The organism is Chryseobacterium sp. Marseille-Q3244, assembly GCF_940807095.1.
In the GTDB taxonomy this organism is placed as follows: Bacteria; Bacteroidota; Bacteroidia; order Flavobacteriales; family Weeksellaceae; genus Chryseobacterium.
On sequence record NZ_CALNWX010000001.1, the window covers coordinates 352,188 to 364,213 of the forward strand.

Below are 12,026 nucleotides of genomic sequence, written 5' to 3' on the forward strand. Positions count from 1 at the left end.
TGATAATTCTGATGAAAATTTAAATAAATTGATACAATAAGATGATGAAAGACAATAATCTCTCGCTTTTTTTTATCTTTGCAAATTACAAGATTCTTAAATGAAAAACATACGAAATTTTTGCATAATCGCTCATATCGACCACGGTAAAAGTACCCTGGCAGACCGTCTTTTGGAGTACACGAATACCGTTACTCAAAGAGAATTACAGTCTCAGACGCTTGATGATATGGATTTGGAAAAGGAACGTGGGATTACGATTAAATCTCACGCGATCCAGATGGATTATGAATATAAAGGAGAAAAATATATTCTAAACCTGATTGATACACCGGGACACGTAGACTTTTCTTACGAAGTTTCCCGTTCTATTGCTGCCTGTGAAGGAGCGCTTCTTATTGTAGATGCTGCTCAGAGTATTCAGGCACAAACAATTAGTAATCTGTATTTAGCATTGGAAAATGATTTAACAATCATTCCGATTTTGAATAAAATTGACCTTCCGTCTGCTAATCCTGAAGAAGTAACTGATGAGATCATGAATCTTATCGGATGCGAATATGAAGATGTATTGAGAGTTTCAGGAAAAACAGGTGAAGGAGTTCATCATTTATTGGAGCAGATCGTTGAAAGAATCCCTGCACCGGTAGGAAATCCTGACGGACCACTTCAGGCCTTGATCTTTGACTCTGTTTACAACCCGTTCAGAGGGATTGAAGCTTACTTCAAAGTAGTAAACGGTAGCATTACCAAAAATGAAAAGATTAAATTCTTTGCTACAGGAAAAGAATATGGAGCTGATGAGGTAGGTACCCTGAAATTGAAGCAGGTTCCAAAGAAAACCATTCAGTGTGGAGATGTAGGTTACCTTGTTTCAGGGATTAAAGATGCCCGTGAAGTAAAAGTAGGAGATACCATTACTTCTTTTGAGAAACCTGCTGATGGACCGATTGATGGATTTGAAGAAGTAAAACCAATGGTATTTGCTGGTATTTATCCAATTGATTCTGAGGATTTTGAAGAATTGAGATTCTCTCTTGAAAAATTAAGATTGAATGACGCTTCTTTGGTTTTTGAACCGGAAAGTTCAGCCGCTCTTGGTTTCGGTTTCCGTTGTGGATTCTTAGGAATGCTTCACATGGAAATTGTTCAGGAACGTTTGGATAGAGAGTTCAATATGAACGTAATTACTACAGTACCTAACGTATCATACTTCGGATATACTAAAAAAGAACCTGAAGTTCCGATTCTGATCAATAACCCATCTGAAATGATGGATCCTTCTACAATGGATAGAGTAGAAGAACCTTTCATTAAGGCTTCTATCATTACAAAATCTGACTTTGTTGGAGCGGTAATGACTTTATGTATTGAAAAAAGAGGAGAGATCGTTAACCAAAGTTATTTAACATCGGAAAGAGTTGAATTAATTTTCAATATGCCTTTGGCTGAGGTTGTTTTCGATTTCTATGACAGACTGAAATCAATCTCTAAAGGATATGCATCATTCGATTACCACCCGATCGGATTCAGAGCTTCCAAGCTTGTAAAAATGGACATCCTGATCAACGGTGACATGGTAGATGCTCTTTCATCATTGATTCACGATAGTAATGCTTACTATATTGGTAAGAGAATGTGTGAAAAGCTTCGTGAGTTGATCCCAAGACAGCAGTTTGATATCGCTGTTCAGGCAGCATTAGGAACGAAGGTTATTGCAAGAGAAACTATCAAAGCCTTAAGAAAAGACGTTACCGCAAAATGTTACGGAGGGGATATTTCCAGAAAGCGTAAGCTATTAGAAAAGCAGAAAGAAGGTAAAAAGAAAATGAAGCAGATCGGAAGAGTAGAAGTACCACAGTCTGCGTTTATGGCTGTATTAAAGCTTAATGACTAATTTGTTATAAAATAACCCCCGTTTCAAACTGAGACGGGGGTTTTTATTTTACTTTTTACGGGTGAATTTTATTTCCATTGTTTTCATTTCCTTTCCTGTTTTCGGATTAGGCCCGTACATCTCTAAAGTATGGTTGTTATCATCAGTGAATATATAGACTTCTCTTACTTCACATTCTTTTCCAGGTCGGCTTGGATCCGTCATTTTGCCCTTAAAATCAATTGATTTTTTACTAGGGTTCCAATCTCCTTCTGCATGCATTAGGCCTGTTCCCATATTGTCAATCCATGTACTTACAAATTTTTTCTTGGCATTGTCATATCCCATAATACTCATTCCTTCAAATGGCATTCCCATGAAGTTTCCTTTGTAATTACTTACCTGATAACGTCCATCAAAGATCATTTTATTAGTACATTCAGAGGTACTGGTAGCTGCCTTTCCACTGTCATCCATCCACATATTCGTAGAACCCGTCCAGTTTCCGTCAAATTTCGCCAGCATTTTATGCATATCGCCAGGCGTTGCAAAGTCCATCCATGCCTTAGTTGCTGTGGCAGAATCTACAGGTTTCCATTCAGATGTTGTGGCAGAATCATTTTTATCAGAATAATCTGAAGCTTTTGTTTTTCCTTTCTCACAAGCTGTACATAAAAAAGCTAGAGAAATGATTGCTAGTAAATTTTTCATAAATATTTAATTTTAAGTTGGTTATGATGATAACTTAAAGGTATGAACTTTTATTATATATAAAATCTTTTTTATTCTCATGATAAATTGTAGTTTTGCGTATTCGTAACGCAAATAAATTTATGGAGTCTCCAAAAAAATTACAGGATATCAAAGTGGCTGTAGATGCAGTCATTTTCGGGTATTTCGATAAAAAAGATCTTCAAATCCTTCTGATTAAAAGAAATATTGAACCTTTTAAAGGGGGTTGGGCGCTTCCGGGTGGACTGGTTCTGGATGATGAAAACCTTGATGATGCTGTAAAAAGAGAGCTGCATGAAGAGGCTGGAATAAAGCCCGATTTTTTAGAACAGCTCTATACATTTGGTAACGTAGGCCGTGACCCGAGAAACAGAGTGGTTTCTGTGGCTTATCTGGGGTTGGTGAACCCTTCTTATCATGAACTCTTTGCTGACTCTGATGCAGATGATGCGCAGTGGTTCAGTGTAAATCAACTTCCTTTAGTGGCTTTTGACCACAAAAATATCATTGATATTGCTCTAAAAAGGCTTCGTACCAAAATTCAATATCAACCGATCGGCTTTAATCTTCTCAATGAAGAATTCCCTTTTTCAGACCTTGAAAACCTTTATAAAACTATCGTAGGACAGGAAATAGACCGAAGAAATTTCCGCAAAAAAATCATGAGCTACGGATTGCTTAATGAAACCAACAACGTTAAAAAAGAAGGAAGTGGAAGGCCCGGAAAACTCTTTACTTTCAATCAGGAGAAATATAAAGAACTTGAAGAACAGGGATTCTACTTCGAGATCAAATAGTTTTAAAACTACAAATTATACTTAAAATCAAGTGGTCGGCTCAAATTGAGTCGACCATTTTGATTGTTCATGGGGAACGCAGATGAAATAAGAAATGCCATAATAAGCGAATTCTTTCTATGGGCAGTTTATTAACTCCGGTAATCGTAAATTATTGAACAAAAGTATTTATATTTTGTCAGGTATTGCAAAGTATTAAAATTCTGAATAAATTTTACTATCTGATAATCAGTAATTTATCTATATTAGTGTAAAATAAACACAAATAAATTTGGCAAATAAAATGATATTGTTTTACATTTGCGTAGAAATAACACAATATGAAATACACCCTACAAAATAGTAAAGAGAAGTTTCAGAAGAAACAAAGAATAAAGTTTTTATTTTTCTGGGGGCATACTGCTAAAGATGAGATCACAAAGTCATGTTTTAGCCAATGGTTTACAGGAAATTTTGAAGAAAACGGGATCGTTTATAAAACGGCAGAGCATTATATGATGGCTGGTAAAGCAAGATTATTTAATGATGCTGAAACCCTGGAAAAAATATTGAAAGCTGCAAGTCCGAATCAGGTTAAAAGTCTGGGAAGAAAGGTTAAAAACTTTGATCCGAAACTTTGGGATGAACACAAATATGAGATTGTAAAACAGGGAAATCTTTTAAAATTTTCTCAGAATAAAAAGTATAAAGACTTTCTTTTGTCAACAGGAGATAAAATCCTGGTAGAAGCCAGTCCTTACGATACCATTTGGGGAATCGGGATGCTGGAAACAGATTCAAGAGCAGAAAATCCTTTATTATGGAACGGAGAAAACCTATTAGGATTTGCTTTGATGGAAGTAAGAGACGAATTAAGAGGGTAAAAACACAATAACCAATCACACAATAGGCATCATGGAAAATTATCCCGGATAAATAGCAAAAAATTGAGGAGTAAAACTATGTCCTATTGAATTAGCGTAATAACAACACAAAAAAATGATCAGTATGGAAGATGAATTAAAACCAAGATTTATCGAGTCATTACAAAGAAATAATGATCAGATAAGAGAAGACCGTGCGCGAACGATCGGAGAAGATTCGGAATTGATTTACAGGCGCAAGGTAGAAGACATCGAGTTGAAAATAAAAAGACTCGAGCGTGAGCAGGAAGGACTTATTGATGTCAGTCCTTTGGACAGGAACAGTCTGACTTTTGTAGATTTTAATCCTGAAGCATTTGTTCAGAAAGACATGGAATTATCATTAACCATTAGAAATCTGAATATTCAGTTAGAAGTGAGTCAAAAAAGATTTGAATATTTATTCGGAAAAACATTTTAATCATGGGAAGTACAAGATACGATATAGACGCTCGTTATGACAGAGCAAGCAAAGCAGGTTACGGAACAAAATCCGCAGGTGAAATTTTCACACAGAATGCCAAAAGACAGGCGCATCCTTCAATGGTTCCGCAGGGAATTTCTTTCAGGGAATCCAGGGATTCTGAAGTGCATCCTAATTCAGTTCCTATTATTCTGGGATTGGATGTAACCGGAAGCATGGGACATATTCCACATCAACTCATCAAAGAAGGTTTACCTAAGCTGATGGGTGGTATTATCCAGGGTGGAGTTCCGGATCCGGCATTGCTTTTCCTGGGAATAGGAGATCATGAATGTGACAGCTATCCATTACAGGTAGGTCAGTTTGAATCAGGAGATGAAGAACTGGATATGTGGCTTACCCGAACTTATATTGAATCCGGTGGTGGTGGAAATGGAGGTGAAAGTTATCTTTTAGCGTGGTATTTTGCCGCTTTCCATACCAGAACAGATGCTTTTGAAAAAAGAAACCGGAAAGGGATTTTGTTTACCGTAGGTGACGAACCTTATTTAAAAGTACTTCCGGCATCAGCTATCAGAGAGATTATGGGCTCAGGACAACAAACCTACACTCATTATGAGCTGTTGGAAGAAGCTAAAAAACGATATGAGGTATATCACATCAATGTTCTGCATTCTGATCAGGCTATAAGAGCAGATAGAGACTGGAAAGAATTATTAGGACAACACTGTATATCAATACATGACCATAGAGACATTCCACAGGTGATCACAAAGATTATCTGTAATACATTTAAAGACAAAACCTTTGGAACACCAAACAGAGAAGGATTAGACAACTTCCAGATGCTTTAAATCACAAATTTGCCTGAATGGCAATCACTTTAAAAATGCTAGACATGAAAAAGGCGCAAATTGTTATAGGATTAGGTTTCGGAGATGAAGGAAAAGGAATTACTACAGATTTTCTTGCTCAGCAAAATCCTGAGTCTGTGGTCATCAGATTCTCAGGAGGACAGCAGGCTGCTCATACAGTAATGATGGATGACAGGAAACATGTTCATTCCAGTTTTGGAAGTGGAGCGCTTCGTGGATTGCCTTCTTATTTTACCGAACATTGTACAATTCATCCCTTATTTTTATTTAATGAAAAGGAGGAATTAAAAATAAAAAATGGAAATACAGAGGTACACATTCATCCTTTGGCCAAGGTAACTACGCCTTTTGATGTCTGGCAAAACAGGACCAATTCAAAAAATCTGGAACATGGAACCTGTGGAAAAGGAGTAGGAGCTACCATGAAAAGAAATGAAAGCCCTTATAAATTATTTGCCATTGATCTTATTGCTCCTAAGGAAATGTTGATAGAAAAGTTGAAAGGAATTGCTTACTACTATGGTTTTATGGAAGAAGAACAGATTAATGAACAGATCATTCCTTTTTTAGAAGCTGTAGAGGAAATAGATTGGAAAATAGATGATTATAGTTATCTGAACTTGTTTGAAAATCTCATTTTTGAGGGAAGCCAAGGCATTTTATTAGATATGGATCATGGTGTTTTTCCGAATGTAACTTATGCTCACACGACCTCAAAGAATGCTTATGAGATCTGTAAGAAACTTGATATTGAGGATATTGAAATGTATTATGTAACCAGAAGCTACGCAACACGCCATGGAAATGGCTGGATGAGCAATGAAAAAGAATTTGTTTTAAAAAACAATGAAGAGGAAACCTGTATCTTTAATGAATATCAAAAAGAGCTGAGGTTCGGTGAACTGGATTATAGCCTGCTGAATTATGCTTTGAAATTGGATGGAGCCTATATCAATGCAACAAAAAAGAACTTAGTGGTTACTTGCCTGGATCAGATTGACGAGGAGTTTAAATTTGAGAAACTGGAAATGAAATTTGACAGCATTTTCGGATCTTATTCTCCTTATTCAAAAGATTTTAAAAGACTGATTTAATACTGAAGATAAAGGTTTTAATTTTATATTTAGGTAAAGTGTGAAGTATACATGATTTTGATTAATAAGTAATGAAAGAATTTGAAATAAGAGCAGATTATACCCGTGATACGATAGTGGTCTATCAGGCTTATAATAAAGCTATTGCAAAAACTGCCGTTGAAAATCAGAAGTTCAGTACTCCTTTTTCATTCAGCAGAATGACATGGATTAAGCCTTCTTTTCTTTGGATGATGGAACGGAGCAATTACGGACAAAAATCCAACCAGGAATGTACTCTTGCCATCCATATTAAAAGGGAAGCATGGGAAAAGGCACTGGAACTGGCGATTTTAACCTCTCCTGAAAAAAGAGTTTATCCCAATCCCAAAACCTGGGAAGAAGCATTTGAAAATGCCAAAGTGTATGTACAATGGGACCCGGAAAGGAGTATCAAAGGAAATAAACTTGAATACCGCTCCATTCAGGTGGGAATCAGCCGTTATCTGATAGAAGAATTTAATGAAGACTGGATCGTAAAAATAGAAGATTATTCCCCTTTAGTAAAAAAGATCTTAGATCTTACAAAGAAGGGAGAATATAATAAGGCAAAAAAACTATTACCGACAGAAAAAATATATCCATTATCCAAAGAAATTGCCCGGAGAATAGGATCAGAAAATTAAAATGAACAAAATGAAAACAACAAGATTGTACAGACCGGTAGGAGAAAAGGAAATGGTTCTTATTATTGAGAACGGATATCAAAAATTTCCTCCAAGACTGGAATGGCAGCCCATTTTTTACCCGGTTCTGGATGAAGATTATGCTTCGGAAATTGCTGAGAAATGGAATACCAGAGATGAGTTCGGAAACTATCTTGGTTTTGTTACCCGTTTTGAAGTGTTGGAAGATGTTGCCAATCAGTATCCGGCACAGAATGTAGGAGCCAGAAATCATAATGAATTGTGGGTTCCTTCAGAAGAGCTGGCAGTATTCAATCAGGCTATCATCGGAAACATAGAGGTCATCAAAGTATTTGCGGGAAAGGATTTTAAAGGATCTGCAAATAACGAAATAGAAGGTCTGGTAAAGACTTTAAAAACAACCACCACGAATCCATAGGATTGTAAAAATATTCGTGCATTCGTGGCCAAAAAAGAATTAAATGAATAGTGCCACGAATGAACGAATAAAAAAGATAATGCAATCATTATGAGGTTTAAAACGACCCATAAACCTAAAAAAAATTAGTGCATTCGTGGCTAAAAAAAAGAATCATGACAAATAAAGGAATGGCAAAAGATACATTGGATATCCTGGCCAGGAAATATTATATAAATACAGAAAACGAAAGAATAGATATGGGAAAAGAGCTGGAAACCAGTAAAAAGGAAACCGTTCTTTTCATCCCGGAACAACTTTCTGAGCTCACAGCTGCTCCAATGCCGGAAACTCATTTTGAAACTCAATTTGAAACCTGGCGTTGTAGTTCACTAAAGGCTATTTTAGACTTAACACAAAAAGAAGATCAGGAAAAAGTAATGTGCCTGAATTTTGCCTCAGCAAAAAATCCGGGTGGCGGATTTATCAATGGAGCCGAAGCGCAGGAAGAAAGCTTAGCAAGAACTTCGGGATTGTATGAAACCCTGTTAATGGCAGAAGATTATTATACATTACATCGCAGTATGACCTCTTGCTTTTACACGGATACGATGATTTACAGCCCTAAAGTTCCTGTTTTCAGAAAAGATAAAGGAGAATTGCTATCGAAACCGGTACTATGTAATTTCATTACTTCTCCAGCAGTGAATGCAGGGGTTGTAAAGCGACAGGAACCCCAAAGAGAAAATGAGATATTGGGAGCAATGGATATTAGGACAGATAAGATGCTTGCACTGGCCTTACACCAGGGAAATGAAACCCTTATTTTAGGGGCCTGGGGTTGTGGCGTATTCAAAAATGATCCGAAAGAAATCGCCGGACTGTTCAAAAAATATCTTCACGGAAAATATAAGAACAAATTTAAAAGAGTGGTTTTTGCAGTGCTTACAAAAAAAGAGGAGATGCTGAAACCATTTGAAGAAATACAATGAAAATTGAAGTTATAAAAGGAGACATCACAAAGATTCATGCAGAGGCTGTTGTCAATGCAGCCAACTCTTCCTTATTGGGAGGAGGAGGTGTAGATGGAGCTATTCATCGAGTAGGAGGACCAAAAATATTGGAAGAATGCATGGCGATCAGAAACAGACAAGGTAAATGCAATACAGGAGAAGCAGTAGTGACAACAGCTGGAAATCTTCCTGCAAAATATGTCATCCATACTGTAGGACCAGTCTGGAATAATGATAAAGAAAAGAGTTTAAAGCTTTTATCAGAATGTTATAAGAACTCTTTACTGTTGGCAGAAAGTTTTGGAGTGAAAACCATAGCTTTTCCCAATATCAGCACAGGAATTTATAAATTTCCAAAAGATCTGGCAGGAGAAATAGCTATTAATGAAGTAAGAAAGTTTCGCTCAAATAGTATAGAGACAGTTATTTTTGTGTGTTTTGATGAAGAAAATGAAGAGATTTATAAAAAGCTTTTAAAGTCTCCTCTTTAGAATCAATTATATTCGTGCATTCGTGGCTAAAAACCACAGTGTACAAAAACAAAAATTTAAAACCAATGAAAAAACTAACCATATTAAGCGGTGCGGGAATCAGTGCTGAAAGCGGAATACAAACCTTCAGAGATGGAGACGGCCTTTGGGAAAATCATAATGTAACCGATGTAGCCAGTCCGGAAGGATGGAGAAAAGATAGAACCTTGGTATTGGAATTTTACAACCAGAGAAGACGTCAGCTTCATGAAGTACAACCTAATGAAGCCCACAAACTAGTAGCAGAACTGGAAAAATACTTTGATGTTCAGATCATCACCCAAAATATTGATGACCTGCATGAAAGAGCCGGTTCCACCAAGACCCTTCACATCCATGGAGAATTGTTCAAATCATGCTCATGCAATAATAAAAGATTGATCTATGAGCAGAAAGACGATATTAAGATAGGAGATAAAGCAGAAGACGGAGCTCAGTTGAGGCCTTTTATCGTTTGGTTTGGGGAAGATGTTCCTTTATATCAGGATGCCAGAGAAATAGTAAAAGATTCAGATATTTTGCTGGTCATCGGAACTTCTTTGCAGGTATATCCGGCTGCGGGCCTGATCCACGATATCAAAGATGATTGTCTTTTAATTGTTATCAATCCTAATGAAACAGGTTTTGGTTATGGGCAAAGAGCGGTAGTGATGAAAGAAACAGCCACACAAGGAATGAAACTGTTGTTTGATAAACTGGTAAAACTTGCCTGATGAAAAATAAAGTAAAAGCTGGAATTATGGGAGTATGCATCGGCGATGCACTTGGTGTTCCGGTAGAATTCAAAGATAGAGATTATTTGAAACGTTTTCCGGTAACTAAAATGCAGGAATTTGGATCACATAATCAACCCAAAGGTACCTGGAGTGATGATAGCTCTCTGACGCTCTGCCTCGCTGAGGTTCTTATAAAAGGCTATGATCTGGAAAAAATTGGACAAAGTTTTGTAAAATGGGTGAAATATGGCCACTGGACTGCCCACGGAAGACTTTTCGATATTGGAGGAACTACAAGGGAAGCCATTACAAGACTAATTAAAGGAGAGAGTGCCAGATTTTCAGGAAATGTTTTTGAAGAAGATAATGGAAACGGATCCTTAATGAGAATTCTTCCTCTGGCTTTTTATTTCAAAGATGAAGAAAATCTTGAAAAGATTTACAAAACGGTAAAGGAAGTTTCCACAATTACTCATGGACATTTCCGATCTGTTTTTGCCTGTTTTATCTATGTGATTTTTGCAATTCAGTTAATAAAAGGAAAAAATAAAACGGAAGCATATACTTATACACAAAATGTGGTTCTGGAATATGCAGAAAAACAATGGTTTAGCTTAAATGAGATTGAGCTTTTTCATAGGATTTTAAAAAATGATATTTCAGGGTATTCCGAAGAAGAAATAAGAGGAAGTGGCTATGTGTTACACAGCCTGGAAGCTTCTTTATGGTGTTTTTTAAACTCAGAAAGCTACTCTGAAGCCGTATTGAAAGCTGTAAACCTGGGTGAAGATACAGACACAACCGGAGCTATTACCGGAGGGTTGGCGGGAATCTATTATGGTTTTGAAAATATACCCCAGGAATGGGTTGGGGAGCTGGTAAGAAAAGATGATATTGAAAAAATATGTGAAAAGTTAAACCATAAATACTCTATAAGCGAATGAAATCTTTCCTAAAAGCTATTCTCAATATGTTTTCCAAATATGATTCCGATAATGATATTCAGAATTTCCCTTTGCAGCAATATATAGGAAGAATAGATATCAATAAAGTGGTAGAATTAGGAGATTGTCGTGTTCATTATTCGCCGGATTATTTATTTCAGACACCGGATGAAGTATTGAATATTTTAAAGGATAAGTCATTACTTTGGATGGATCGTCAAAATAGCCTGCTGGGGTTTACGGATCAAAAGAGAACCTTATTAGTTCCTCTGAATAAGATCAGTAGAATCGAAATTCAAAATGTCCTTAAAGGAAGGGGCCCCGCTGAAGCTTGTTTGTGGGTTTATCTGTATGAAAAATCATTTGTAATGCTTTCAATATCACCGGAGATTTATTATTTTGATCAATATGCAGAGGAAATCAATAAAACAACAGGATTTATAGTGACCTTTTCCCCGGAATTTTATAATGCTTAATTAAAACAAAAACCAATGAACGAAATAGAAACAAAAAGAATAAGTAAATTTTTAAGCCTTATTTTGAGGCATCAACCTGAAACTATCGGCTTAAAGCTGGATGAAAACGGCTGGGCAGATGTAGAAGAGCTGAGAGCAAAATCAGCAAAAAAAAGAGTACATTTTTCTTTTGAAGAATTAGATGAGGTGGTTGAAACCAATAATAAAAAAAGATTTGCTTTTAATGATGATAAAACAAAAATCAGAGCCAGCCAGGGACATTCTATCGACATCAATTTAGCTTTGGAAGCTCTACAACCGCCTGAGTTTTTATATCACGGAACGGCTGAAGCCAATATTTCCTCCATTTTAGAAAAAGGAATTGAAAAAAGAACCCGCCATCATGTACACTTAAGCGCTGATAAAGAGACCGCTACGAAAGTGGGAATGAGACACGGTAAACCTATAATCCTGACGATCAGAACCGGAAAAATGCATGAGGATGGCTTATTCTTTTTCCAATCTGCTAACGGAGTGTGGCTCACAGAGTTTATAGATCCGAAATACATTTCAAAATAATAAAAA

The 12,026-nt window shown here is 36.5% G+C and carries 15 protein-coding genes; 14 read left to right on the plus strand and 1 reads right to left on the minus strand.

Annotation, left to right across the window (positions count from 1 at the left end):
• Positions 1 to 100: 100 nt before the first annotated feature.
• Positions 101 to 1,897, plus strand: coding sequence for a translation elongation factor 4 (lepA, locus tag NBX25_RS01630; protein WP_068941220.1), 1,797 nt, complete (start codon positions 101 to 103; stop codon positions 1,895 to 1,897).
• Between the two features lie 48 nt (positions 1,898 to 1,945).
• Here the strand turns inward: lepA and NBX25_RS01635 are convergent, their stop codons facing one another.
• Positions 1,946 to 2,587 carry a DUF1579 domain-containing protein gene (locus NBX25_RS01635; RefSeq protein WP_250252551.1) on the minus strand — a complete coding sequence of 214 codons (642 nt, stop codon included), beginning with the start codon at positions 2,585 to 2,587 and terminating at the stop codon, positions 1,946 to 1,948.
• A gap of 122 nt (positions 2,588 to 2,709) precedes the next feature.
• Between NBX25_RS01635 and NBX25_RS01640 the strand changes: the two genes are divergently transcribed.
• The 13 genes from NBX25_RS01640 (at position 2,710) to NBX25_RS01700 (ending at position 12,020) form a co-directional block, all read left to right on the plus strand.
• A complete protein-coding gene (locus tag NBX25_RS01640) occupies positions 2,710 to 3,405 on the plus strand; it encodes an NUDIX hydrolase (RefSeq protein ID WP_123909548.1) in 696 nt (231 codons plus the stop codon).
• Positions 3,406 to 3,725: 320 nt separating this feature from the next.
• Complete coding sequence (ybiA, locus tag NBX25_RS01645) at positions 3,726 to 4,268, plus strand: riboflavin biosynthesis intermediates N-glycosidase (RefSeq protein ID WP_250252553.1); 543 nt, start codon at positions 3,726 to 3,728, stop codon at positions 4,266 to 4,268.
• A gap of 124 nt (positions 4,269 to 4,392) precedes the next feature.
• A complete protein-coding gene (locus NBX25_RS01650; protein WP_123909550.1) occupies positions 4,393 to 4,728 on the plus strand; it encodes a hypothetical protein in 336 nt (111 codons plus the stop codon).
• 2 nt (positions 4,729 to 4,730) lie between these two features.
• Positions 4,731 to 5,585 carry a hypothetical protein gene (locus NBX25_RS01655; RefSeq protein ID WP_250252555.1) on the plus strand — a complete coding sequence of 285 codons (855 nt, stop codon included), beginning with the start codon at positions 4,731 to 4,733 and terminating at the stop codon, positions 5,583 to 5,585.
• Positions 5,586 to 5,629: 44 nt separating this feature from the next.
• Complete coding sequence (locus tag NBX25_RS01660) at positions 5,630 to 6,700, plus strand: adenylosuccinate synthetase (protein WP_250252557.1); 1,071 nt, start codon at positions 5,630 to 5,632, stop codon at positions 6,698 to 6,700.
• 71 nt (positions 6,701 to 6,771) lie between these two features.
• Positions 6,772 to 7,365 carry a DUF4291 domain-containing protein gene (locus NBX25_RS01665; protein ID WP_250252558.1) on the plus strand — a complete coding sequence of 198 codons (594 nt, stop codon included), beginning with the start codon at positions 6,772 to 6,774 and terminating at the stop codon, positions 7,363 to 7,365.
• 10 nt (positions 7,366 to 7,375) lie between these two features.
• The gene (locus NBX25_RS01670; RefSeq protein WP_250252560.1) at positions 7,376 to 7,804 is read left to right on the plus strand and encodes an ADP-ribosylation/crystallin J1; all 429 of its coding nucleotides are present in this window, start codon (positions 7,376 to 7,378) and stop codon (positions 7,802 to 7,804) included.
• Between the two features lie 155 nt (positions 7,805 to 7,959).
• The gene (locus NBX25_RS01675) at positions 7,960 to 8,775 is read left to right on the plus strand and encodes a TIGR02452 family protein (RefSeq protein WP_250252562.1); all 816 of its coding nucleotides are present in this window, start codon (positions 7,960 to 7,962) and stop codon (positions 8,773 to 8,775) included.
• Positions 8,772 to 9,287 (plus strand): O-acetyl-ADP-ribose deacetylase, encoded by a 516-nt coding sequence (locus NBX25_RS01680; protein WP_123909556.1) that lies wholly within the window; start codon positions 8,772 to 8,774, stop codon positions 9,285 to 9,287. Before NBX25_RS01675 ends, NBX25_RS01680 begins: the two co-directional genes overlap by 4 nt.
• A 65-nt stretch (positions 9,288 to 9,352) precedes the next feature.
• On the plus strand, positions 9,353 to 10,039 hold the full coding sequence (locus NBX25_RS01685) for a Sir2 family NAD-dependent protein deacetylase (RefSeq protein WP_250252564.1): 687 nt from the start codon (positions 9,353 to 9,355) through the stop codon (positions 10,037 to 10,039).
• Positions 10,039 to 10,986, plus strand: coding sequence for an ADP-ribosylglycohydrolase family protein (locus NBX25_RS01690; RefSeq protein WP_250252566.1), 948 nt, complete (start codon positions 10,039 to 10,041; stop codon positions 10,984 to 10,986). Before NBX25_RS01685 ends, NBX25_RS01690 begins: the two co-directional genes overlap by 1 nt.
• The gene (locus NBX25_RS01695; protein ID WP_250252567.1) at positions 10,983 to 11,462 is read left to right on the plus strand and encodes a hypothetical protein; all 480 of its coding nucleotides are present in this window, start codon (positions 10,983 to 10,985) and stop codon (positions 11,460 to 11,462) included. The genes NBX25_RS01690 and NBX25_RS01695 overlap by 4 nt, the downstream gene beginning before the upstream one ends.
• 15 nt (positions 11,463 to 11,477) lie before the next feature.
• Positions 11,478 to 12,020 carry an RNA 2'-phosphotransferase gene (locus NBX25_RS01700; RefSeq protein ID WP_250252569.1) on the plus strand — a complete coding sequence of 181 codons (543 nt, stop codon included), beginning with the start codon at positions 11,478 to 11,480 and terminating at the stop codon, positions 12,018 to 12,020.
• Positions 12,021 to 12,026 lie beyond the last annotated feature (6 nt).